The 25,824-nt window shown below is 44.6% G+C and carries 15 protein-coding genes and 1 pseudogene; 8 read left to right on the top strand and 8 right to left on the bottom strand.

Annotated elements, in window-relative coordinates; genetic code table 11:
• Positions 1-181 precede the first annotated feature (181 nt).
• Both RIB93_RS18260 and RIB93_RS18255 read right to left on the bottom strand, forming a co-directional pair.
• A complete protein-coding gene (locus tag RIB93_RS18260) occupies positions 182-418 on the bottom strand; it encodes a hypothetical protein (RefSeq protein WP_446374264.1) in 237 nt (78 codons plus the stop codon).
• A 3-nt stretch (positions 419-421) separates the two neighbouring features.
• Complete coding sequence (locus RIB93_RS18255; protein WP_446374262.1) at positions 422-1,396, bottom strand: undecaprenyl-diphosphate phosphatase; 975 nt, start codon at positions 1,394-1,396, stop codon at positions 422-424.
• A gap of 348 nt (positions 1,397-1,744) precedes the next feature.
• Here RIB93_RS18255 and RIB93_RS18250 point away from each other — a divergent pair, with 348 nt between their 5' ends.
• The 4 genes from RIB93_RS18250 (at position 1,745) to RIB93_RS18235 (ending at position 10,752) form a co-directional block, all read left to right on the top strand.
• Complete coding sequence (locus tag RIB93_RS18250) at positions 1,745-2,428, top strand: DUF3120 domain-containing protein (protein ID WP_446374260.1); 684 nt, start codon at positions 1,745-1,747, stop codon at positions 2,426-2,428.
• Positions 2,429-2,580: 152 nt separating this feature from the next.
• Complete coding sequence (locus RIB93_RS18245; protein ID WP_446374258.1) at positions 2,581-3,579, top strand: FHA domain-containing protein; 999 nt, start codon at positions 2,581-2,583, stop codon at positions 3,577-3,579.
• 328 nt (positions 3,580-3,907) lie between these two features.
• Positions 3,908-7,996, top strand: coding sequence for a two-partner secretion domain-containing protein (locus RIB93_RS18240; RefSeq protein WP_446374256.1), 4,089 nt, complete (start codon positions 3,908-3,910; stop codon positions 7,994-7,996).
• Positions 7,997-8,007: 11 nt separating this feature from the next.
• Positions 8,008-10,752, top strand: a complete 2,745-nt coding sequence (locus RIB93_RS18235) for a CHAT domain-containing protein (protein WP_446374254.1) — start codon at positions 8,008-8,010, stop codon at positions 10,750-10,752.
• 102 nt (positions 10,753-10,854) lie between these two features.
• Here the strand turns inward: RIB93_RS18235 and RIB93_RS18230 are convergent, their stop codons facing one another.
• The 5 genes from RIB93_RS18230 to RIB93_RS18210 form a co-directional block, all read right to left on the bottom strand.
• Positions 10,855-11,565: a DUF928 domain-containing protein gene (locus tag RIB93_RS18230; protein WP_446374253.1), complete on the bottom strand. Its 711-nt coding sequence runs from the start codon at positions 11,563-11,565 to the stop codon at positions 10,855-10,857.
• A gap of 324 nt (positions 11,566-11,889) precedes the next feature.
• Entirely contained in the window at positions 11,890-12,420 is a 531-nt protein-coding gene (locus tag RIB93_RS18225; protein WP_446374251.1) for a hypothetical protein, read from the bottom strand.
• A gap of 175 nt (positions 12,421-12,595) precedes the next feature.
• On the bottom strand, positions 12,596-15,130 hold the full coding sequence (locus RIB93_RS18220) for a CHASE2 domain-containing protein (protein WP_446374249.1): 2,535 nt from the start codon (positions 15,128-15,130) through the stop codon (positions 12,596-12,598).
• A gap of 15 nt (positions 15,131-15,145) precedes the next feature.
• A complete protein-coding gene (locus tag RIB93_RS18215; RefSeq protein WP_446374247.1) occupies positions 15,146-16,111 on the bottom strand; it encodes a DUF1822 family protein in 966 nt (321 codons plus the stop codon).
• 23 nt (positions 16,112-16,134) lie between these two features.
• Positions 16,135-16,791, bottom strand: a complete 657-nt coding sequence (locus RIB93_RS18210; protein WP_446374245.1) for a sigma-70 family RNA polymerase sigma factor — start codon at positions 16,789-16,791, stop codon at positions 16,135-16,137.
• Positions 16,792-16,938: 147 nt separating this feature from the next.
• On the opposite strand from RIB93_RS18210, the gene RIB93_RS18205 reads away from it, so the two are divergent.
• Complete coding sequence (locus tag RIB93_RS18205) at positions 16,939-17,169, top strand: hypothetical protein (RefSeq protein WP_446374243.1); 231 nt, start codon at positions 16,939-16,941, stop codon at positions 17,167-17,169.
• A gap of 2 nt (positions 17,170-17,171) precedes the next feature.
• Positions 17,172-24,023 carry a calcium-binding protein gene (locus RIB93_RS18200; protein WP_446374241.1) on the top strand — a complete coding sequence of 2,284 codons (6,852 nt, stop codon included), beginning with the start codon at positions 17,172-17,174 and terminating at the stop codon, positions 24,021-24,023.
• Positions 24,024-24,045: 22 nt separating this feature from the next.
• Here RIB93_RS18200 and lipB read toward each other — a convergent pair whose 3' ends face one another.
• Positions 24,046-24,732 carry a lipoyl(octanoyl) transferase LipB gene (gene lipB, locus RIB93_RS18195; protein WP_446374239.1) on the bottom strand — a complete coding sequence of 229 codons (687 nt, stop codon included), beginning with the start codon at positions 24,730-24,732 and terminating at the stop codon, positions 24,046-24,048.
• A gap of 34 nt (positions 24,733-24,766) precedes the next feature.
• Here lipB and RIB93_RS18190 point away from each other — a divergent pair, with 34 nt between their 5' ends.
• Positions 24,767-25,009 carry a hypothetical protein gene (locus RIB93_RS18190; protein WP_446374237.1) on the top strand — a complete coding sequence of 81 codons (243 nt, stop codon included), beginning with the start codon at positions 24,767-24,769 and terminating at the stop codon, positions 25,007-25,009.
• Between the two features lie 389 nt (positions 25,010-25,398).
• Positions 25,399-25,824 (top strand): annotated as a pseudogene (locus RIB93_RS18185) (S-layer homology domain-containing protein); the annotation flags it as partial.

Raw genomic sequence — 25,824 nt, 5'->3', positions numbered from 1 at the left:
CCCAACGCACGAATGAAGCTGACAACTCACTACCCGAAGTTAATGAACAGCCTGAATAAGTCGGTGGGAAAAATTGAGGATCGTCATTTGTCATTTGTCATTTGTCATTTGTCATTTGTCATTTGTCATTTGTCATTTGTCATTTGTCATTTGTCATTTGTCATTTGTCATTTGTCATTTGTCATTTGTCATTTGTCATTTGTAAATTTTCTTCCCCATCTTCCCCATCTTCCCCATCTTCCCCATCTTCCCCATCTTCCCCATCTTCCCCATCTCCCCCATCTTCCCCATCTTCCCCATCTTCCCCATCTTCCCCATCTTCCCCATCTTCCCCATCTTCCCCATCTTCCCCATCTTCCCCATCTTCCCCATCTCCCCCAGCTCCCCCAACTCCCCCAGCTCCCCCAGCTCCCCTCACTACCTAACTATCGGGCATTATCCCGGCGATAATCGCGGCTAAAATTGCCACACCAAAGGCGACGCGATACCAGACAAAGATCCAAGTGTTTGAGGTTTGTAGGTAACGAATCAGCCACGCGATCGCAGCATAAGAAAATACGGCTGATGATATCACGCCCACGGTGAGAGGCATGAATCCCCCCTCCCCAACTCCAGATTCTAATAAATCCTTTAACTCGACTAACCCCGCTAGGGTAATCGCTGGGATACCTAGCAAAAAGGAAAAGCGGGCGGCTGTTCCTCTATCCAAGCCCATAAACAAGCCGGCTGTAATCGTTGAACCCGATCGCGATACGCCAGGAACGAGTGCCAAGGCTTGAGCAAATCCCATCAAGATGCCATCCTGCATCCCCAATTTATCGAAATTGCGCTCTCTTGTACCGATCTTTTCGGCAACACCCAACAACAGCCCCATAAAAATTGAAGCACAAGCGATCGCGACGGTACTCCGCAGGGGCGAATTATCAAAATCTGGAATAAATATCTTAATTAACAAGCCACAGAAGACAATCGGTAATGTCCCCAAGCCGATACCCACCGCCATGCGAAAATCGTTGGCTTGGTAATCCCTCATCTGAATTGCTTTAATCGTACCTGTGGAAATTTGCCATAAGTCTGACCAAAAATACCACAGCACGGCGGCAATACTGCCCAGTTGAATAATTGCCGTAAAAGCTACCCCTGGATCACCCCAGCCTAATACCACAGGCACGACTTTTAAATGTGCTGTACTGCTAATCGGGATAAATTCCGTTAACCCCTGCACCATTCCCAGTACCAACGCCTGAACTATGTTCATCTGGGAGGTGGATTGGGTTGTGGGTACGGCTACGTCTGTGGATAAGCTGGTGGCAAAACTCTTCAACGGTATGGTGAGTAAGGCACTCAGAAGGCTAATCCTTAAAAATTTGAACCACCGCCACTGCAATTTGATCATGTAAGTAGTCGGATAAGTAGTCGGAGATAATTCAAGTTGAGCATAAGGACAAGAGAACAGGGAACAGTCAGGAGCTGAGGCTTGTTAAAATTCCCAATCCCTAATTACTAATGACCAGTCACCCGCTTTAATCGGAATTCTGGCATAGCTTGATCGCGATCGCAAACTCTCTGGAGGTGCTAGCAGTACACTATAATAGGTCATATCCCCCTAGGGGGGATAATGCTCATGATATATTGAGATATGTAAACATAAGTAAAGAAAATTAAACAAATCGTGTTTCGCAATAGTATGTTTTCTGATACATCCTCCAACTACTCCGATCCATCAGAAGAGGTTTGGCTTTTGATGTCAATCCGTAGCCCCCTGAATGGTCTAGGGATAGGCTCAAAAGCTAGAGTGCAAGGCTGGTGGATGTTTGCTGCTGCCTCATTTCTGGTTTCTGTCCCTGTGTTTGTGCAAGCGCCATTAGTCCGGCAACTTCCCTGGTTGAGTTTACTGTTGACCTTAGGATGGATATGGCTGGGATTCAAGCTACTGGCGCGTCCAGGGATGCGAGTATGGGGAGATTTGTTACTGGGTTTTAGTTGGTGCTGGCTAGCCGGTTCAATTTATTGGGGCTGGCTGCGGGCTGAACCTCTGTTACATTTACCCATCGAAGCCATTGGTCTACCGTTTGCCCTTTGGGGGCTATGGCGGGGTAGAGGCGCTGTCGGTAATTTGTTTTACCTGGGTTCTCTGTTCGGGACGGCTCTCACCGATGTATATTTTTATTTAACGGATTTGATTCCCTACTGGCGTCAAATCATGGACGTTGATCCAGCCTTGATCACCCCGATCTTGCAAGAGGCGACTGCCCAAGTACAAACCCCTTGGGGAATTAGCTGGGCAGCGGTTTTAGGCTGTACACTAGGATTAGTAGGATGTGGGGCATTGACCCGAGGGCGATTGCCGTGGTGGGCATTTAGTGGAGCAGTATTGAGTACAATTTTGGTAGATAGCCTATTTTGGCTAGCAGCTACATGGCAATAAAAGCTCATGAATGTCTACAGTAAACAAATATTGACATCAAACCATAAGGGCAGTGAAGTTTCCGGAATCACTCGTTTGGCTTCAGAATGCATCTACTAGGATATAGATTTAATCCTCTGTTTATTTTTTAACCCGTCGTTGCTTCTGTGCCTGTGGTGACTCTACGATCCACTCCCTATTTACTTCTACCGACTGAGACTGGTAACCGCTACCTCCCCCTGGTGGGTAGTAACTGCTGGACAGTTGGTCGCGGAGATGATAACAATTTTGTCCTCTCTGATCGTTGGATTTCCCGAAATCACGCGATGTTACAGTGTACTGAAACTGGTGATTTCTATCTAATTGATTTGGGAAGTCGCAATGGTTCTTTCGTGAATGGACGCCGAGTGAGTATTCCGGTGACATTACGAAATGGCGATCAGCTGATGTTTGGTCAGACTGAACTGGAATTTCATTCACCATCCGATACCCGTAACCGCGATCGCGATTATAGCCAACCTCCAAGTAGTGAAACCCTAACCTCTACGTTACATGTGCGCCGTCTAATGTCGGTGATGGTGGTGGATATCCGTGACTTTACGGTGCTAACTCGCCAACTGGATGAAAAGATTCTCTCTGCCGTGATTGGCACCTGGTTTCGCCAATCGGGAAATATTATCCGTAAATCGGGAAGTTGGGTGGATAAATATATTGGCGATGCAGTGATGGCAATTTGGTTTCATGGGCATAAAGGGATGAGTAAAGACGAAGCCATGAATGTGTTGCAAGCGGTTAGCGATTTGCACAGGATGACGGCATCCCTTTCTAGTCAATACCCCCTACCTTTCCCGTTACGCATTGGTACAGGAGTGAATACGGGTTATGCGATGGTGGGAAATACGGGCAGTGGAGATCGCCCTGACTATACTGCAATTGGCGATACAGTGAATGCGGCGTTTCGTCTGGAGTCGGCGACGAAACAAATTGGTCTGGATATTGCTTTGGGAGAAGATACCTATAGCTATCTGGAACAGCTAGGATACAAGAATCTGGGCTTTAAACAACATATTGTTAGTTTGAAAGGGTATGAGAAGCCAACCACCACTTATGCGGGAACCTATGCTGATCTGAATAAGTTCTTAGCGACTCGCTGTTCCGAAAAACTCAATTAGGCGTGTGATTGGATGGGTAAGCACAGAGATATGCGATCGCGCTATTTGTAGTGGCGTGACCCACCTTATTTGGTGGATTAGCATTGTAGGGGCGCACGGCGTGCGCCCAGTTTAATCGTAAAATCTATGCCACCATTTTAGCTGTGCCACGCCAGTAGTTTACTGGAAACCATTCTTGCCGGCGCCCAAAGGCTAGTTTATAGCCGTGTAACTCTTTATTACAAAAAGTTAGCTTTTGCGAAAACTCTGTATCTGAACCTACAACTATGGTAGAAGCTTTTCTTAGAGCTTCACTTGTGATGTCATGTTTCGGGAAGGCACAGCAGCTATGGCGGGCACTACCAATCTAAAATCGCTTCTCTGGTTCGTCCTTTTTCCGTTTCTATCACTGGGTTGTTGGTTGAATCTTGGGCGACAAAACGCTTCGGCTCAAATCCTTCCTGACAATACCCTGGGGGCTGAGTCGTCTCGCATCACTAATGTTAGTGATATTCGAGAACTGATTGAAGGGGGCGCGATTCGCGGTAGTAATCTCTTCCATAGTTTTGAGACGTTTAATATTGGTGAAGGACAAGAAGCTTATTTTGCTAATCCCGTTGGCATTGAAAGTATTTTTAGTCGGGTAACCGGGAATAACCCTTCGGCTATTTTAGGGACGTTGGGGGTTAATGGGGCGGCGAATCTGTTTTTCCTGAATCCGAATGGGATTATTTTTGGAGAAAAGGCTCAGTTGGATATTCGGGGTTCGTTTGTGGCGAGTACGGCGAATCGTTTGGTATTTGATAATGGGGTTGAATTTAGTGCAACAAATCCAGAGGCAGCGCCACTGTTGACGATTAATCTGACTCCGGGGTTGCAGTATGGAGCAAATCCCCCACCTCAATCCTCTCTAGAAAGAGGAAAGATAACAACTGCAAATGCAACTCGTTTAGCCGTTGGTCGTAATCTAACCTTAGCGGCGAAGGATTTAGACTTACGAGGTAATTTATATGCAGGAAATGACTTAAAAATAGTTGCCCAAGATACGCTGCAGATTAGAGATAGTGTAGAAAATAGTTTTATTGCTCAAGCTCAGGGGGATTTGCTAATTCAGGGCAATCAAACTGTTGATATTTTTGCCTTGAATCATCCTGATAGTGGCTTGTTTTCTGGTGGGAATATGGTGTTACGCAGTGCTAACACTGTTGGGGGAGATGTCCATTACTGGAGTGGGGAGAGTTTTCGGATTGAGCGGTTGGATGGTGGTTTAGGAGACTTGTATAGTCCTACAGATCCGCTCATTCTCGCTAATGGGGATGTAAGTCTGGGGAACTATACTGGATCTTCACTTCATGTCTTAGCGGGTGGTAGTGTAACCACAGGGAATATATTAATCAATGATAAAGACACCGTAAACAAAACGATTAGTCCTAACAATACAGATCCATTCTTGGCTGATCTGGCGAATGTAAATTTGTCTAATGGTACAACCTCTGTGATGATTGACGGAAGCGCTCGACCAACCCTGGATATCCGAGCTGGAATTGATTGGAATTTGCTAGGGGGAGCGCCAGGAAACACCGATCTCGGAACTCTTACTGCCAACTTTAATCCTAATGCAACGAGTGCAGATATCACCATTGGCAATATCTATATCAATGCACCGGATGGTCTGGTGTTTTTAACCAATCAATATCAACCTAACCAATCCTTGCCAAGTCGAGAGATTGAAGTGACTGAGATTCGCACTGATAACAAACTTTTTGATTTTTTCGGTAATAGCAGTTCCGTTATTATTGACTATCGGGGTGGCATTACAGTTAGCGATCACATCGTTACCTCCTCTGTTTCTGGTGATGGGGGTGATGTCACGCTAATTACGGATAAGCGGCTCTCTCTTCTTGACAATAGCTTCATCGCCAGCCGCACTTTAGGAACTGGACAAGGGGGTAATATTCATATTCAAACTGGGTCGCTGTTCCTCACTAATGGAGGTCACCTGAATGTCAGCACGGCAGGAAAAGGAAATGCTGGTAATGTGACGATTGAAGCCCGTGATCAGATTTCTGTTGATGGAGGCGGCGTATTCAGTCTAGTAGAAGCAGGAGCAGAGGGCAATAGTGGCAACATCAGCATCACTACTGGGTCGCTGTTCTTAACTAATCTAGGTCAACTGAATGCCAGCACAGCTGGAAAAGGAAATAGTGGTAATGTGACGATTGAAGCCCGTGATCAGATTTCTGTTGGTGGAGACGGTGTATTCAGTCTAGTAGGACCAGGAGCAGAGGGCAATGGTGGCAATATTGAGATTGTGGCTGACTCAGTTTTCCTCATCAATGGGGGTGAGTTAACTACCAACACTTCGGGAAAAGGAAATGCTGGTAATGTGATTGCTACTAATGGAACATTGCTGGATGCCAGTGCTGTTGGCACAGGAAACGCAGGTAACATTAATATTCAGGCTCAGTCAGTTTCATTTACAGGTGGTGCCCAACTCAGAACCACTACATTCAGGAATGGCAAAGGAGGAAATATAACCGTAACCGCATCTGAGTTAGTCGAGCTGGTTGGTGTAGTGGAAAATCTCCGTAGTGGCTTTTTTGCTGATACCCTGAGTACAGCAATTGCCGGAAACATTATTGTTAATGCAGGGCGATTGCTTGTGCAAAATGGAGCGGCAATAACGGCTTCCGCATTGTTTGGCGGGAATGGTGGCAATATAATTGTAAACTCCTCTAAGACTGAACTAATTGGTGTCGGAATTCAGACCAATGGTCAAATTAGTCAATTTGTACCCAGTAACTTAGGAACTGCTACCTTTGCTGGTGGAAATGCCGGTAACTTGACAGTTAACACCAATCATTTCATTGCCCGAGATGGAGGATTAGCATCGGCTTCAATTTTGGATTCCGGTGAAGGTGGACGTTTAACCGTGAATGCCTCAGAGTCAGTGCAACTGAGTGGTATCTCAGCCGAGGGTTCAATTCTCACTGCTTTGTCCACGGATACATTTGGAAGTGGTAATGCTGGAGAATTGCTCGTTAATACTAGACGTTTAATCCTACAAGATGGAGCAGCCATATCCGCATCTACGCTGGGAACTGGTGAGGGTGGGCGTTTAACAGTTAATGCGAGCGAAGGAGTAGAACTAATTGGCGCAGCCCCTAATGGTTTTGCTAGTGGTTTGTACGTTCAGTCATTTGCGGACGGAAACAGTCGAGATTTGAAAATTGTCACCAATGAGTTGAGACTTCAAGATGGTGCAAAAATCACTGTAGCTAGTGGAAGTGCTGCCGATGCTAGAGTCCCTACTGGACAGCTACCGTTCTTAAATCTACCTCCATTTCCTATCAATCCCACTGGAAATGCTGGCAACATTGATATTCAGGCAAGAAGCCTCTCCATTAACAATGGTGCACAAATAACAGCAGCTACCTCTGGCGGGGAAGGGGGTACTATCCGAGTCACCGCTAATACTCTAGAAGCTAGTAACCGAGGACAACTCAGTACCACTACTGCTGCAACTAACAATGCTGGAGATATCATTCTAGACGTCAAAGATACAGTTAATTTAACTGGAAAAGATAGTGGAATTTTTGCCAACACTATGCGAGGTTCTACAGGAAATGGAGGAAGTATTTTTATTGCTCCCAACAGCATAAATATTCAGGATAGTGCCAGCGTTGCTGTCAATAGCCAGGGGACTGGAGAAGGGGGTAATATCCAACTCCATGGGAGTTCCCTTTCCCTGGATAATGGGTCTACCATCTCGGCGGAAACCACCAGCAACCAGGGTGGAAACATTACCTTCAACATCGATAACTTGTTACTATTACGCCACGGTAGTAAAATCTCCACCACCGCAGGCACTGACCAAGCTGGGGGTGATGGTGGTAATATTACCATCAACGCTGATTTCATCGCAGGTATTCCAGAAGAGGATAGCGATATCACCGCCAATGCCTTTTCCGGTAAAGGTGGACAGATTAATATCACCACAAATCGCGTTATCGGATTAGAGTTCAGAGAGAATTTGACCCCCTTGAGTGACATTACAGCCAGTTCAGAAATTGGTGTTGATGGGGAAGTCGTGATTGATGATTTAGGAATTGACCCAGTACAGGGGGCTGTGGAACTGCCAACTGATATCGAAAGTCCACCTCTAACTCAAGGATGTCAACCGGGTGAGGATGGCAGAGGGCGTTTTGTCAATATAGAACGAGGGGGGATTCCTCCTAGTCCCTCTGACCCGATTAGTAGTAGTGTGGGGTGGGAAGATATACAGCCCGCAATCTCTGAAGAACAGCAGTCAGAGGAGATCACTGCGCCTAAGGTGATTGTGGAAGCCCAAGGGTGGTACGTGAATGAGCGAGGAGAGGTTATTTTGTACGCAAACAGTCCCTCAACTTCAAGGGTATTTAACTGTCAGTCGCGATGAAGGGGGTTGTGGTGATCAGAAGACAAACCAGAAAATTAATCGCCCTGATGCTTTGGGCGCTCATCGGTTGTATCTCTGTCTTGAACCTATCTGTGGATTCTCCCCTATCCCCAGTTCAAGCGACTGAATCCCCACCTGCCAATATTGCTCAATCTCAATCAGCCCAAACTCTGCTCAAAACGGGTATTGAACAGTTTCAAGCTGAACGATTTACAGACGCGATCGCGAGTTGGCAAAATGCTCTCAATGCCTATATTCTTTTAGATGATCGGTTACATCAAGCCTTTATCCTCAGTAACCTGTCCCTAGCCTATCAACATCTCGGTCAATGGCAGCAAGCTGAAGCCACTCTCAATCAAAGCCTGAAATTTTTTAACCAGCAAACCCCAGATTCCCGCTCAGTCATCGACTGGGAATACTACGCCAAAGCGCTAAATGCTCAAGGATGGCTCACCTGGAGACAGGGACAATCGGAAGAAGCGCTGCAAGCCTGGAAACAAGCTACACTTGCTTACCAATCAGCTAACCATTTTCCTGGAATCATCGGTAGCCAAATTAATCAAGCTAAAGCACTGCAATCTTTGGGTTTTAGTATTGCTGCTGAGAAAATCCTGAAACAGGTTCAAAGCACAACCCAGCAACAGACTGATCCCAAACTCCAGGCGATCGCATTGCAATCTCTGGGTAATGCCTTTCGCCGAGTTGGGAATTTAGAAGAGTCCCAAAAGGTATTAAACCAGAGTTTCGCGATCGCTAATCAAGAACTTACCCCTTCCTCATCTCCAAACCCGCCCAATTCAACTCAAAGCTCGATTCTTTTAGATTTAGGCAATACAGAGCGTGCCCAGTGGGAACGAGCCGTAGCCCTTAACCTCGATGAAGCTGATAACCATAAAACTGCTGCCCTAGAATACTACCAAAAAGCCGCAACGTTAGCCGTTTCTACCTTGCCTCGTGTTCAGGCAAATGCCAACTTACTGAGTTTGCTTGCCACTATAAAAAGCATAGAAAATTTACCCCCGAGTCAGTGGAATGATGTTTGGGAATTATGGAACACGCTGCAATCTCAATTTGCCGAACTCCCCCTCAGCCGCTCAGGAATTGAAGTTCAGCTCAACGCTGTCAATAGCCTGATCAAGCTGCACATAATACGGGAATCTCCTGATACCCAAAGTGCTGAACTTCTGTCAACTCTCGCTCAACGATTAACCCGTACTATTCAACAGGCTGACCAACTTCAAGATCGTCGGGCAAAATCTCTCGCGCTGGGACAATTGGGACGTTTGTATGAACAGACTCAGCAATGGGATAATAGCAAAACCATTACCAATCAAGCCATTATTCTCTCAGAAGAAATTCAAGCTCCCGATATTCGCTATCGTTGGGAGTGGCAACTCGGTCGCATTCTCGAGGAACAGAACCAGGAAATTGATGCGATTCGTACCTATGATCAGGCAGTTAAGACACTAGAACAGGTTCGTAAAGACCTACTCTTCATCGACTCCGATGTTCAGTTTTCCTTCAGAGATAACGTTGAGCCACTTTACCGACAGTTTGTTGATTTACTGCTGACATCTCCTCATCCCACCCAAAATAATCTGAGCAAAGCGATTGAACTCATTGATTCTTTGCAGTTAGCCGAATTAGAGAATTATCTGGGTTGTAATATTGATCCTGTTCAGATTAGCCAACACCTCATTGACCCAAATGCCGCCATTTTATATCCGATTATTCTGGATGATCGATTGGAGGTTATTCTTCAGTTACCGAACCAGCCCCTCCAGCCTCATCATGTTCAACTCCCCAAAGCAGACATTGAATCGATGATCAATCGACTCTATGATCATCTTCCCGTACCTAGAAGTTGGCGTTCGGTTCAACAGGATATTAGTCAGCTTTATGACCTATTAATTCGTCCCTTTGAATCCATTTTAGAAGCGAATACCAAACTGGAATATAGCCCCATCAAAACCTTAGTATTTGTGTTAGATGGAGGATTAAGAAACATCCCAATGTCTGCTTTGTGGGATAGCCAGCGGCAAAGATATTTACTGGAACGGTACGCGATCGCAGTAGCACCCAGTTTGCAGTTGATTGAACCTAAACCCCTAACCCACCCGCCCAAAATCTTGACAGCAGGTTCAACTGAAGCCCTGGAGCATCCCTTTCAAGAGGGTAACTTATCCCCACTCAAAAATGTACAAAAAGAGCTGAACGCTATTCAATCTCTACCTACAAAGGTAAAGGTTTTATTCAATGAAACATTCACAAAAGTGAATCTAGAACATCAACTGCAAGATGATAACTTTTCTATCCTACACCTTGCCAGTCACGGGGTTTTTAGCTCTGATTTCTCAAGAACATTTATTGCGTTATCAGATTATCCACTCTTTGCCGAAGACTTAGATAATCTCTTGAGAAGCAGTGATATTGAAGGCAGCATTATTGAACTTTTGGTATTGAGCGCTTGTCAGACAGCAACCGGAGATAATCGAGCAACATTAGGATTAGCCGGATTGACGGTTCGAGCAGGCGCAAGAAGCACTCTCGCCACACTCTGGACTGTGGACGACGCATCGGCGGCTACGGTTATGGAAGAATTCTATCGACAACTCGTACAAAATCCTGAGAGTAGTCGAGCTGAAGCTTTGCGTCGAGCGCAAATCAATTTATGGAAAGTCGGTGCTGAACGATTGAAAAACTGGGATTTTCCTTACTATTGGTCACCCTATATATTAGTAGGAAATTGGCTTTAGTCGGCTGGGTTCGTAGTAGGGGCTTTAGCCTCTAATTTTATCGGTTTATTTTGTGTAATGTTAGTCCATCAAATGAGGTTATCTATTGCCTCACTCCACAACTTATTCTATAACAACTGTTCCCAAAATGGGTTCGGTTGGCAGTTGCTCAGTGTCTAGTCCAGCATCTTGCAGTAATCTGAGCCATTCAGCTTCTAAAGCCCTATCCGTAGGTTGCTTTAACCGCTGTTGAGTTAACTCATTAACCGCATCAAACCAAATCCTGTTTTCCCAATAAACTTGGTAAATTTGGCTAGCTTTAACATCACGTTGATTCCCCATATTGCTATTGGCAATACCCCGTTGTATCCAGCCCTCAACATAGATAGGAGTACGACTTTTAGGATGGCAGTAAAGTTCAAATGCCCAATAATAATTAAGTCCAACCTCTAGTATAGGAGCCGTTTCAGGTAGAGTAAAACTGACAAAGCCAGGTGTTTCAGGGAGGGTAAATTGAATCGGTTCAATCTGATTAATGCCCTGTTCATCTTGTAGCACAAATTTGCCAACGACAATCTGTTCTGAAGAGTAAGGCACATAAAACCAAAACGTTGGGGATTGAGAAACCGTTTTTCCCCAGTTGGTTTTAGGCATCAGTGCTGTTAGAGAACCACTCACATCAGGACAGTCATTTCTCTGTCCTGTTCCTGTTTGACTTCCCGTATGCGGTTCGCCCCAATCACCATCTTCATTGCCTGATTCTGAAGCCATCATCACAGGTGTTGATGAACTGTGATTAGGGGGAAAAGCTTTGGCAACTGGAATGAATATCAAGGTTGATATCAGACTTACTGATAAACGAGATGATAAGGATTGAACAGAGAGTTTTAACCGCATAATTTCTAATATCAATTCAATAAAATATTACCAAAAAAGTGTAAGTTTTAATCTGTCTTAACATTGATAATCCGCTTTCAAACAAACTGTACTGTACTACCTTGATAGGTTGAGCCATCGCAGGGAGAGCATCAATAACGCTTGTTGCATCTACTTTACGCAATTCTTTGGGTTCAATCTTATGTAAGTCTCCTCCATATACTCTTCCTTAGTAACCGCTATCGAAATAATACCCATATTTTGGACAGTTAGACACATCTATTATGATAAATTATTACAAACATAGCAACCATACTGTGTTAGTAATACTCGATGAATTTTACATTTTTCTAACTGCGGTGGCATTTCTACTGGTAAACCTCTGCCTCCTATATCTTTTAATTCTTCTTTTAAGAGATATGCAGTTCTTAGATCCTCATCTGTAAAATTTAAAATCAACATTCGCAAGTCCTCTAGGTCGCCGCGCAATACTTCTGGATGAGTACCCAATTTCACCACACCGCAACCAAGTTCTTCTTTTGCAGATTCTATTACTTTTAGTAAAAAGATTTTCTCTTTTTCAAAATCATCCAATGACCAGGGCAAATCCCCTAAGTCAAAGCCAACCATTCCTAGTCCAAATACATCTTGCTCTCTTTGCGCTAACCAAAGGATAAATTCAGCTTTACGACGTGTTTTCGCTAATCGAGATCCATTGATAATCAATACGGAAAATACAACAATTGTACGACTATTGCTCCACTGGATTATTCCATATTCTTCATATCTTGGATGGCAAATTTCGTTACTCATTGTTTCGTCATTATCAGTATTTGTTAATAGCCTATCCAAAAAACCATCTAGAGTATTAATTTTTAATGGTATTCGAGAGTTATTTGTCTGGACTCTAAGCCTCTTTTGATAAAATAGCTGTAAAGTCGGTATAACGAGATTTTTACATAACAACATTAATGTCCATTAGGTTATATCATTCGTCACTGTACAGATGGTACAAACCCAAGACGCTAATCGCAGTTATCCCTAACGCTAGTGCTGAAGGAACCAGAGGCACCCACCATCCTTGAACAAGCAGAAATAGACATACACCCCAAAGTAAAATTAAACTAATTAATACTCCGACCGTTTGTATATAAAGCGATCGCCCTCCTACCCCAACAATGGCTCCCACCCATGCCCAACTCCCAATCCACAGGATTTCCGCCGATTCAGCCCACCAGGATAGTAGAGGACGTTCTCCAAGTGCAGCGCTAATGATTTGGCTAATCATCTGGGCTTGCACAACCACTCCCGGCATTGCTTCGGCTTGAAGTCCTTTGCTGTAAGGCGTTAAATGAGTATCGATCTTGGGATTTACGACTCCAATTAAAATAATGCGATCGCGAACCAATCCTGCTAGTTGAGAGTCTAGAGAACCGCTTAAGATTTCCCTTAAATTGACTTGTTTTGGACGAACTGCCTGGTAATCAACTAACACCTGATAACCACCAGTATCACCTTGAGATAGTTGATAACCCCCTGCATGACCTTCAAGACGCCCAAAAGTCTGTGAACCAAGCTGAATCCTTTTATTTCTGTGAGGGGATACTGTTATCCACTCCTTTTTGATGCCATGACTATTTTCCAGATAGTTTTGAGCAATACGAAAACCAAAAGATTCTTGGGTTGGGCAATATTCATCAGACGGCATACCTAAAAACTGGCGTCGAATGACACCATCACGATCAAGAGGAACATTATTAAACCCTAACTGCTCAACTGGAAAATCTGGAGTCGGTGGCTTGACTCCTGGAAGATCGCTGGTAAAGCTTTTAGCTTGACAGATTGCAATTAACTTCTGTTTTTTCAGGTGAGATTGCAACTCTGGGATGAAGGGAAAATCGTGAATAATATCCAAGCCAATCACACTAGGTTGATGAGGTGAAAACTTTTGCAGTAGTGCCAGCAACGCTTCATCAGATAAAGACCCCTCCATCTCCATCCCTTGATTACGCTGATACTGAATATCCTCCTCTCCAATCGCTACCACCAAAATTCGATGATCTGGAATAGATTGTCCGGGTCTAACCCGGATAAGATGATCAAACGCTTTAAGTTCCCATCCTTGAAGCCATCCCAGCGCTCTTATTCCCACCACCACACTTGATACCAGCGCACCGCAAACGAATGCTGTCCCCAGCTTCACCCCTAGGGAAAATGTTTGAGCCTTTTGGGTGGGAACTGCAACGGTTTGATCAAAGATCTGACTTTTCGCGCCATCTAGAAAAATCGATATCAAACCTAACCCCCCAGCCCCCTTCCCTGCGAGGGAAGGGGGAGAATTCAAAGCCTCTCTCCTTGCAGGAGAGAGGTTTGGAGAGAGGTTTTCCCGATCCCGTGAAAAGCAAGGGTCAAAGATGCCTTCATCCTCTGGCTTAATTAAATCCAACCAACTCAATGGTTTTGCCGCAGAAGGCTGGAATATTACAGGCAACCAACTGGCGCAGGGATAGACTTTCTCCATACCCAGTAACCGTTGCCGTGCTTCCCTTTGGGCGAGATGCAATGATTGACCTTGAGAAAACTCCTGCAGAAAATACTTCAGAAATTGCTGGGCTACACAGTCCGGCACAACTTCTCGCATGACAATAATATGAGGTAATTGCAAATCTGCCAGAGCCTGAGCTAACCCCAACCCATCACAAGAATTAAAAATCGCCAGTTGTAGACCATTTGCGATCGCTCTTTGTACCCCATACCGTACCTGATCAATGGTTAGATGAGTCGTGGAGTTGAGCCGCAGTATCCCCTGTCTCTGTGCTTGAGTCTCACTGTGTCCCGCAAAAAATAGAATATGCCAGGATTTTTCATATAACTTATCATGGAGTTCTTGGTGAGTCGGTTCCGGCAGAAATTCCACCTTGGCTCCAGGTAACTCATTTAAGGTTTGCTGATCACTCTCCACATCGATATTGGTGGAATCTCCCAACACTGCCAAAATGTTCACCTGATTCGGCTCTGAAGCCACTGAATTCCTCTTACCAGAACAGGGAGATGAACCCATACCACTCAAGGCAACTTCTGCTTTAGGATATTGTTCAATGAAGTCCCACAAATGCCAGGGGAGAGCTTGAGCCTCAGCATTAGCCGTGCGAATTAAGACTTGAACCAACTCATCAGGCATCAACGCCTGTCGCAGTTGTAAATCAATATCACGAAACGAGTCAGAGCGTAACCAACGCTGAAACTGCTGTTCTAACCGTTGAGCCGATTCTGTACAGGCTTCTATCGGATCAATCTTACCGTTAACTCTAATTTTGGAAGGCTTGAGGGCACGGCTAGGAGTTGAAAGGCGTCGATAATCTTGCTGCCACTGGGTTAGATGCTCTGATAGAAGCGTCGAAGGCGGGAGTGTGCGATCTAGGGTAATACTAGAGGCTAAATCACCCTGACCAATACGCAGAGTAACATAAAAGCCCTGATGATTGAGGTCGCCCCTCAGTTCCAGTACCGCCAGTTTACTCATGGGAGTGTGCCTAACTCAGACCACAAATGCCTCATTAATTGTCACATCTCCTAGTTCGATTCGCAGAGAAAAGCGATCGCCTGTTTCTGCGTCAAAGCCTAGCTCAATCATGCGGTTTTCAGCCCGTGCTTGGGTATGCATCACCGCTTCACCCACCGCATCCAGGACAGTCATTTCCAAGCCGACAGGCAGGAATTCCTGTTTTGCTGGGGGACAAATCTTGAGTGCAATGCCTAAATCTACCTCTGACTTAGGCATGAGTTCAGTCACTAAAACAATTGGTGCCATCCCCTGCTGAATCGGGACTTCCACAATTTTGCCTCGCACCACAGGAGATAAATTCGGTGTCGTAGCTTCGGCTGCAAGTGAACGAGTATTTCGCCATGCATAGTTCATCAATGAGATGCCCAGAATCTGATCCAGGGTTTGCCAGCCCGCTTCAATTTGACCGTGCAGCCAGTGGGTGAGTTGGGTGAATCGCTCAGTCAGATTGTCGAGATACAGGGGCAAATCAGAGATTGGACGGAGACGATGTAAGGGCAGTTCTTCACTATCGACGTACTCCACAAAGCCGAGAATGAGGGCTTCTGACTGTTCAGGTTCAATTTGTACCACGATATAAGCAATGCGCTCATCCTGCACCTCTGTAGGTACATAGCATACGGAAGTCGTCTCCCGCTCAAAGGCAGAAATGGGGCGACATTCAATGCGTCCTTTACCCATCACATCCAAATCTGCTACATTAGCGGTCATCCGCATTAAAGGATTCCAACTATCGCAGTGGGAAGGATCAGATGGAATCCCAATGATTTTGAAATAGTTGTTGACTAAACAAACAGCAAGTGTATTTCGATAGACTTGCTTGGCTTTGGTTTCATTCGGTTGCTCCTGAGCAAATTGATGGGCAATTTGTCGCGCTTTGTGAGTAATTAAGATGGGTACAGCCACATCCTCCTGTGCTTGAATCGGTTGAATCATCATTGTTACCTCGTTATCGTTAATGGTTACTTTATTTTTTCTTCTAGGTATCCTTGGGCAACGCCAAATTCTCGTAGGAGGGGGCGACAGTGGCGATTGTAAAACTTAGGCAAGTCCTTGGCTTCGGCGGGATTGAGGTTGAATTCATTGGCAATATCCTGCCAGGGAGTTTCTGAGGGAAAGCGTTTGAGGAAGAGGACTTGAGCATTGATTTCAGAGCGCTTGCGGAAACAGGTTTGCCGTAATTTTCCCTCTGGATCATCCCGTACCCAGGTCATGGTTGTCTGCCACATTTGTAGGGCTTGGCTGGAACCTGGATTGGCGGCTAGATTATCAAGGGGGTGAATTGGGGTATCATCATCGGTGGAAATGGGTAGGGTTTGCCGTTGTTTTTCTCGATTTTGGCGATCGCGCCATCTCCGCAGCGTCCGCTTCAGGCAATGATCAATCCAAGTTGTCACAGCACTGAGATTTGGATCATAGTCCTCCAAGTGTTGGCAACAGTATTCCCAGGTTTCCTGGAGGGCATCTTCATAGTAAGGCGTGTTTTCGTTCCAGAGTTTGCCGGACTTCATCACCTGGCGGTAGATTTCTTGGATGCACCGCTGTCGTGCCGCACGTTCTGGGGGATGGGTGCAAGCATCAGCGACCAGTTGTTTTAAGGTTTCATTTAATGTACTCATGGTGAATTGACCGAGGTGGCAGAGGCATTGGATGCCACTTGTCATTGTCTGAGTCAAGTATAGGGTTTAATCGATGCCTTAATTCAGCTCTACTTAGTTATAGGGGTGGCGATGGGAGTTTTCGTAAAGTGGAGCGAAAAAAGTTTTTTGACGGATTTTGCGAAAACTGGGTTTGCCAGCCCTATAGCTTTACAGATTGGGTGTGGCGATTGTCCAGATCGGAATGTGCGATCGCTTGCCACTCACTCTCTAATTTTAAAGCGTTTAGCCAACCTCTGGATTGGTAGAGGCAATTTTGTGCCTGATTCTCCTGTGATGGGTGACAAATACTCACCCCGTTCTTTGTCGTGGTCATTAATGAAATTAAAGGTACTGTAATCATGAAAACAACTATCCCGATTAACGCTGAAATTCTCCTTGATGGTTCTCAACTTACATTAGGAGAAGCAATTGTCACCGCCCAGGATTGGTTAACTGCTTTTGCTAATAGTGAAACATTTCTCCCCACAGTTAATCTGACGTTTGGCAACCAGTTTGATGCAGAAAAAGTAACAAAGTTGCGTCAGGAGTGGGGGGCTAAAGACTTTAACTCGCTACCCACAATTGAAATTCGGACGGCTACAGAACTTAATGGTGCTAACGGTGCATTTGCGGCTGCGACTAACACCATTTATTTATCTCAAGACTATATTATTGAGAATTCGGATAATCCTCAAGGGATTGTTGAGGTTTTGTTAGAGGAAATCGGTCATGCTGTGGATGCACAGATTAATTCAGTAGATGCGCCTGGGGATGAAGGGGCGATTTTTTCAGATTTGGTTCAGGGGGTGGAGTTAGATCAACCGACTCTTGAGGTATTAAAGGCTGAAGATGATACGGCTACGATTACTTTAGATGGTGAAGTTATTCAGGTAGAAAAATCTAATCCTCCTACCTTCAGCGTAAATCAGATATTAAATGGCTTAAAAGATGTCTTCCTGTATAATCAGGGAAAAGTAAACGAACTATTCAATGGTGAAAATCTACCCAATCTAGAGGGTATTAGTGATGGTGGGTTGCCTTTCTTAGGTCAAGATTTTGCAAACAAAGCAGGAGAGCAAGGACAGTTTCTCAAGGATGCTTACGATAGCATACAGAACGGATTTAAAGATATTTTTGGAACGAATGGCTTTATAGACGATGCAATAAAAGCAACAGAAGTACAAATTCAAAATGCCTTGTTTAAAATCCTGGGACCTGACAAGCTTAATATTCTAAAAGATTCTGATGACTTAGACTCTGAAATAACTGCTGCCGATATCAAAGTCAATGTCGCTCCCTCTGGTGAACTCACTGTAGATTGCGACTTAGGTCAACGTAAATCAATAGTTGATATTAAACTACCAAAGAATCTTGGCTTGCCACAACTTGGTCTAAATTTTGAGGACAACGCAACTTTTAAAGTTGATTTTGACTATACTTTTGATTTGGGTTTTGGCTGGAATCTGACTGATGGTTTCTTCTTTGATACATCTCCCAATGCTATAAACGATACGGACAAAGGAGAACTTAATCTTGAACTGATACCAACACTTCCAAAAACATCAGCTAATTTTGGATTTTTGCAAGTTGATGCTAAAGATAACGGTACAGGATTAAACTTCTCCTTAGATCTCGATGATGGTAACGACCATAAACTAACCCGTCAAGAATTAAATAATGATAGTCTTAAAACTCAAACGCAAGGGGCTGCTGACATCCAGCTTAATTTTCTCTCTAGCTTTAATCAAGAGGTAGCACTTCCTCAACTTGGAACTAACTTAAAGATACACTGGGATTTTATAGATATTTTTGCAAAACCTGAAGTCAAGTTTGATGATACAATCCTAAATTTTGGGTCGTTCCTTAGCTCATTTTTAAAACCAACTGTCTTGACAATTGAGGCGTTCACTAAGCCGATTGAGCCTATTTACAGTTTTCTCACCCATAAAATTAACATTTTAGAAAAGCTCAGTATCGGGGATGGCTCTCTCTTAAGTTTGGCGAAATTAGGGAATAACGATCACCGTGTTGAAGATACTATTGCTGCAATTCGTCTAATTGGAGAATTGTCTGAACTCGTTAGCAATATTGATGTCAATAACTCTCCTGGATTGACACTCGACCTAGGTAAGGTGAATCTCAGGGATTTCGATCTTCGTGATCCCAATGATTCTCTAAAAAATGCCTCAATCACTCCAGTCAATATAAAATCATGGTCAGAACTACTAGCTAACAAAACAAATCAGTACCAACCTTATATAGACTTTTTTACAAAACTCCTCAGCAATCAAGAAGTTGGGAATACTACGGTCGATCCTGATTCAATCAACAAAATTATATCTTTCCCTATTCTGGAAAACCCCAAATCAGCTATTGGGTTATTTACAGGTCAGTCTGTAGATTTTTTCAAACTTGATTTTCCAACGTGGGACTTTGGATTTAACATTCAAAAAGACTTTCCTATTGCTGGTCCATTAGAAGTTGATTTTGGTGGCGGAATTGGTGTCAAATTTAATCTCGGATTTGGGTACGATTCTGCTGGCATCCAACAGTGGGCTGAAGAATATAAATTCGATCCTAACAAAAAAAATGTAATTTTTGATGGCTTTTTTGTTGACGATAATCGGGTAACACAAGAGGATGGCAGTCAAAAAGATCTACCTGAACTTGAGGTTATAGGTAAGATTTCTGCTGGTGTTGGTTTAGATGTGTTTATAGCAGAAGCAAAAGTTCGAGGTGGAATTGATGCCTCAATTTATTTGGATCTGGAAGATGGAGGAGAAGATCTTTCAAATTTAGGCAATAGCGACGGTAAGATTCATGGTTCAGAAATTAAGAATATTGTTCAGTTCGATCCTGCTTGTTTAGTCGAGTTTGGCGGTCAGATTGATGCTTGGTTAGGCTACTACGCCCGGATTGGTTGGCCACCTTTGGGCAAAAAATGGCAAGGCGAATTTGCTAGAACAACCCTGGCAGACTTTGAAATTGATGCCTGTCCCGATAAACAACCAATACTTGCTGAGAAAGGACCCGACAACTTCAATCAAGTTGATTATAGTACTCTGGATATTAACATTGGGTTGCAAGCGGATCAGCGCTTATTTATTAATACAACTGACCATGATGAAAAATTTCTAATTCAGGGTTTGGGTAACAATAGCAATGAAACTGTTGTAGTTAAATACCTAAATTTTACTCAAATTTATCAAAGTCAAGAGGATAACCAAGGAATTAACAGGATTGTTGCCAATGCTGGAGAGCTTGATGACAGAATTGATGTAGAGAATATTGCTATCCCAGTAGATTTTTCAGGTGGCAATGGTAATGATGCGCTCTATGGTGGTAATGCGAATGATATCTTAAAGGGTGACAATGGGGATGACGAACTTTACGGTAGTGGTGGGAATGACACCCTGGATGGTGGAGAAAATGCTGATTTCCTCTACGGCGAAAATGGTGATGATACGCTCTATGGCGGAGATGGGAATGACTATCTTTTCGGAGGTGGATGGGTATCTGTTCCTGATAGCAATGAAGTCATTGATTCTGGTGAACTTGGTAATGACTTTATCGATGGTGGTGCTGGTAGCGACTTTATTGATGGAAATGCTGGCAACGATCAATTATTTGGCGACACCGACGACTCTCAAGCAGGTAACGATATCATCTTTGGTAATGATGGTAACGATACATTGTACGGTTTAGCAGGTAACGATATTTTAAGTGGTGGAGATGGTTTTGATTCTCTCTATGGCGGTATTGGTAATGACGAACTATTAGGAGAGGCTAACGATGATTTCTTGAGAGGAGAAGCTGGCAACGATAAGATTAGTGGTGGTGAAGGTAACGATACTGTCAGTTACGATAACTCTCTTAGCGGTGTGGTTGTCAATATTGATGAGGGAAGAGGCTACATAAATACTCAAAATATAGGCGATATGGCGTCTGTATTTACCATTAACGCAGCTGAGGCGGAAGATGGTTTTGGGAGCAAAGATTCCTTTCATTTTACCACTATCAGAGAGAGCTATGACGAAGTAACGAAAACAGTTAGCCAAAAAACAATCAATGTTTCTGGTAGCATAGAAAATATCATTGGCTCTCAATTTAACGATAGTCTAATTGGCAATAGCCAAGCCAACCATATCCAAGGTTTGATTGGAAATGATCTGTTGATTGGTAACGCCGGGGATGACTATCTTGATGGTCAGAATGATATTGATACCGTCAGCTATCAGTATTCCCCCAACGGTGTAATCGTCAATATCGACGAACAACTCAACTACCAAAATTCAGGCGGTTATTCCCACGAAACCATCACCTCCGGTAATCCCATCCCCACCGATACTGAACCCAACTTTACCATCACTTCCGGCACCGCTGTCGATGGATTTGGTAATACCGACACCCTCCGCAATCTCGAAAATATCATCGGTTCTGAATCCCACGATATTCTGATTGGCAACAGTTTAGATAATCGCCTCCATGGTTTAGCCGGAGATGACCTATTTATTGACAATGCTGGGAATGACTATTTTGATGGAGGGAATGGGTTTGATACGGTTAGTTACCGCCGCGATCCAGGATTAGTTGATGTTAACTTAGAACAAAATCAAGCCACTGACGGCTTTGGTAATACCGATCAGATATATAATATCGAAAATGTCATTGGTTCCAATTCCAGCGATCGCGTCATCGGTGATGCTAATGCCAATACCATCATTACTGGAACTGGAGACGACTGGGTAGAAGCCAGAGATGGCGACGATATCATCTTCGGCGAACAAGGAAAAGACACCCTATTCGCAGAAAACGGTAACGACTTCTTGGTTGGTGGTAAGGATGCAGATAGCCTCAATGGTGGCGAAGGAAACGATACCGCCTCCTATTTCACCGCCGCCTCCCGTGTCGCCGTTAGCCTCACCACCGGGAAAGGTTGGGTAGGAGATGCCAAAGGCGATCGCATCGAAGCTATTGAAAACCTGGAAGGCTCAGACTACGAAGACTTACTCATCGGCAATAGTATCAATAATACCCTGAGTGGATTAGCTGGCGATGACCTAATTTACGCAAAAGCAGGAGACGACGTACTTGATGGGGGTGATGGGAGCGATCGCTTACTTGCAGGGGATGGGAATGATACACTTTACGGACAAGCTGGAGAAGATCTGCTCAAAGGTCAAAATGGTGACGACCTCCTTGATGGCGGTGATGGCAACGATCAACTGTATGGACACAAAGGAAACGACACCTTAGACGGTAATGCTGGCAATGATTACCTCGAAGCAGGTAACGGCAATGATTATCTTCAAGGGAGTCAAGGAAATGACCAACTCTACTCTCAGAACGGAGAAGACACCCTAGAAGGTGGAACTGGGGATGACTTACTCGATGGCGGGAACAGTGATGACATCCTCAGTGGTGGTGATGGAGATGACCAACTCTATGGTCAAAATGGTAGTGATACCCTCAATGGAAATACCGGAAACGATTACCTCGACGGGGGTAACGGTAATGACCAACTTACAGGCGAAGACGGAAATGACCGACTCTATGGTCAAAAAGGCAATGATACCCTAAATGGAAATGCCGGAAATGACCTCCTCGATGGCGGTAAAGGAAATGACCAACTTACAGGTGGCGACGGGAATGACCAACTCTATGGTCAACAGGGTAAAGATACCCTAGAAGGCGAAACCGGAAATGATTCCCTTTGGGGAGGTAATCATCATGATATTCTCTTAGGACAAGCCGGAGATGATTACCTCAATGGCGGTAAAGGTGACGACCAATTAGACGGTGGAGAAGGAAAGGATCGTCTTTACGGTCAAAACGGTGAGGATATCCTAAATGGTGGCACAGGGGATGACTATCTGGATGGCGGTTCAGACAACGACGAACTTTATGGGAACCAGGGGAACGATCGCATTTATGGTCAGAAAGGACATGATACCCTTGATGGCGAAGACGGTCACGACTTCCTCGATGGTGGATTAGGAGACGATTTCATCTATGGTAAACAAGGAAGCGATCGCCTTTACGGTCAACAGGGTCAGGATTACCTCGATGGTGGTATCGGTGACGACCGACTCGAAGCCGGTGATGGGGATGACCAACTTTACGGTCAAGAAGGTCGGGATTACCTGGATGGCGGCGCTGGTGATGATTTCCTCTGGGGTGGTGATGACACCGATAAACTCTTAGGACAATCAGGAAATGATTACCTAGATGGGGGTTCAGGAAATGACCAACTCATCGGTGGCGATGGCAATGATCAGCTTTACGGTCAAGATGGCGATGATACTATCAATGCTGGCGTTGGTAATGACTACCTCGAAGGTGGTTTAGGTAACGACCAACTCACAGGTGGTGATGGTAACGATTATCTCTACGGTCAAGATGGGGAAGACATCCTCAATGGAGATGCTGGCAATGATAACCTCTATGGTGGAGCCAACAACGACCAACTCAGCGGTGGTGATGGTAATGATCTTCTCTACGGTGAAGACGGTAACGATAATCTTGATGCTGGCGCTGGTGATGACTATTTAGAAGGCGGTTTTGGCGATGACCAACTTGCAGGTGGTGATGGCAATGATCAGCTTTACGGTCAAGATGGCGATGATACTATTGATGCTGGCGTTGGTAATGACTATCTCAAAGGCGGTTTAGGTGATGACCAACTTACAGGTGGTGACGGAGACGACCATCTCCAAGGTCAAGAGGGTAACGATACGATTGATGCTGGCGCTGGTAACGACTACCTAGTCGGTGGAAATGGAATCGATATCCTGTTCGGACAAGCCGGAGATGATTACTTGGAAGGCGGTGATGGAGATGATACCCTCTATGGCAATACTGGGAACGATGAACTCATCGGTGGTAATGGAAACGATCAACTCTACGCAGGTGCAGGTGACAATATTCTCAACGGTGGTCTAGGACAAGATCTACTCTACAGCGGTAGTGGTCGAGATATGTTTGTACTTGCCACAGGTATGGGAGAGGACACCATCTTTGACTTTACGGTTGGGTTTGATTATCTCGGATTAGCCAATGGCTTAACCTTTGAGGATCTCACGATTACCCAAGGTAGCGGTGACAATGCTCTTAATACTGAAATTCGCATCCAAGAGAATGGGGAATTATTAACCTCATTGGTTGCGGTGCAAGCTGATACTCTCTCCTTTTGGGATTTCGCTGTTATTTAGAGGGTTGGTCTAGTAATAGTGGTTAGTAGAGACGTTCCGCCGGAATATCTCTACTAATTGAAGAAACATCAGTATAACTGACCTGAAAAACCTCGGCAAACTTGGCGATTACTACGGGGCGGACTTGATCTACGGTAATATTCGGGATAAACTGGGCAAGACTCCCCACAGGTTTATCGGCAATTCCACAGGGGACGATACGCCCAAACCCACTTAAGTCGGGGCAAACATTTAGGGAAAAGCCATGCATGGTAATCCAACGACTGACTTTAATGCCAATGGCTGCAACCTTGCATCCCTCTAGCCAAACGCCCGTCATCCCGGTTTCGCGATCGCCTTTGAGTCCATAAACCGCCAACACTTCAATTAAGACGGCTTCTAACTGTCGCAGATACCAATGTAAATCTTGCTGATAATAGCGTAAATTGAGAATGGGATAGCCGACGAGTTGACCGGGACAATGGTACGTGACTTCACCTCCCCGTTCGATGCGGTGAACCTCCCAGTCTGCTTCTGCGGGGTTGAATTTGAGGAAGTCTAAACTTGCACCTTGACCTAACGTATAGACTGGCGGATGTTCCAGTAATAAGAGAACATCATCAAGGGTGGGATCGTTAATCCGTTGTGACAGGAGCGATCGCTGTTGTTCCCAGGCGACGGTATACGGTATAAGTTCTTGATTGTATAGTAAGCATTGACGTTGTGCCATTCACGCCCTATTCTCTGAAGATAACTTATCTATTATGAAAGACAAACTTATCTATTGGGTAAATCAGTTATTAGTTGCTGATTTCTTCCTGGTTTTATTCAGCTTCTTCTGGTTCGCGATCGCACTCCTGGGGCGATCAATTGGTGTTTCACTGGGATTAGACGTGTGGTATAGCTTGTGGAACCCTGTCTTTACTCCCGCGATCGGTCTTTTAATGGCAGGTGCGCTGTTAACTGGACTGATGAACCAGATTAACAAGCGTTTGAATTCAGATTGAATTCTGCCAAATATCTGGAAATGCCATCGCCAAATTGTCGCCAAATTGTAGTGGCATGGCACGCCCTCTACTCAAATAGATTCTCAGTTTATGGAAGTCTGAAGAAAAATGGCTACCCTTAGCAATAGACGCAACTAATATTGGTCAAAACTTTACTGTTCTTTCCCTTCATGTTCTTTATCAAGGTTGTGGAATTCCTGGTATAAATTAAAAATTGGAGTTGAGGAAACAACCGAGAAAAATTTCTTGCTTTTTACAAGGATAAATTAACATTATTGCCAATTTAGTTTGTGGTATTAGATGCGGTTCTTCCGTACCTGTTATGCTAAATCCTGGTCGCCCTAATTTTCTCTCATCACAATGAATTAGCCCTGTCCTTTTTAAGGGGGATTACTCGCCGTCAGTATGCCCGTTGGCTGATTGAAACGAATAATCGAATTTATGAGAACAGTCCCGGGAAACAAATCCGTTTAGCCTCAGAAACCACTCAACCCACGTTCCAAGATGTACCACCAACTGACCCAGATTTTGGGGCAATTCAGGGATTAGCTGAAGCGGGGTTAATTCCTAGTCCTTTGAGTGGTAATTCTACAGAAGTTCTGTTCCGCCCTGATGCACCTCTAACTCGGGAAAGTCTTGTTTTATGGAAAGTCCCGTTAGATATTCGTCAGGGATTACCGCAAGCCTCTCTAGATGCAGTGCAGCAAACCTGGGGATTTCAAGATGCGGGCAAGATTGATCCGAAAGCAATGCGGGCAATTTTGGCAGATTTTCAGAATGGTGAACAATCGATTATCCGTCGCGTTTTTGGGTAT

Origin of the sequence: Coleofasciculus sp. D1-CHI-01 (assembly GCF_040218875.1) — a bacterium.
GTDB lineage: Bacteria > Cyanobacteriota > Cyanobacteriia > Cyanobacteriales > Coleofasciculaceae > Coleofasciculus.
This window is presented reverse-complemented; position numbering and strand designations above follow the sequence as displayed.

Excerpts from the sequence above, each read along its gene's own strand:
- RIB93_RS18250 (WP_446374260.1), top strand. The coding sequence starts at position 1,745 with ATGTCAATCCGTAGCCCCCTGAATGGTCTAGGGATAGGCTCAAAAGCT.
- RIB93_RS18210 (WP_446374245.1), bottom strand. The coding sequence starts at position 16,791 with ATGAGTACATTAAATGAAACCTTAAAACAACTGGTCGCTGATGCTTGC.
- RIB93_RS18225 (WP_446374251.1), bottom strand. The coding sequence starts at position 12,420 with ATGAGTAACGAAATTTGCCATCCAAGATATGAAGAATATGGAATAATC.
- RIB93_RS18220 (WP_446374249.1), bottom strand. The coding sequence starts at position 15,130 with ATGAGTAAACTGGCGGTACTGGAACTGAGGGGCGACCTCAATCATCAG.
- RIB93_RS18190 (WP_446374237.1), top strand. The coding sequence starts at position 24,767 with ATGAAAGACAAACTTATCTATTGGGTAAATCAGTTATTAGTTGCTGAT.
- RIB93_RS18215 (WP_446374247.1), bottom strand. The coding sequence starts at position 16,111 with ATGATGATTCAACCGATTCAAGCACAGGAGGATGTGGCTGTACCCATC.
- RIB93_RS18255 (WP_446374262.1), bottom strand. The coding sequence starts at position 1,396 with ATGATCAAATTGCAGTGGCGGTGGTTCAAATTTTTAAGGATTAGCCTT.
- lipB (WP_446374239.1), bottom strand. The coding sequence starts at position 24,732 with ATGGCACAACGTCAATGCTTACTATACAATCAAGAACTTATACCGTAT.
- RIB93_RS18240 (WP_446374256.1), top strand. The coding sequence starts at position 3,908 with ATGGCGGGCACTACCAATCTAAAATCGCTTCTCTGGTTCGTCCTTTTT.
- RIB93_RS18200 (WP_446374241.1), top strand. The coding sequence starts at position 17,172 with ATGAAAACAACTATCCCGATTAACGCTGAAATTCTCCTTGATGGTTCT.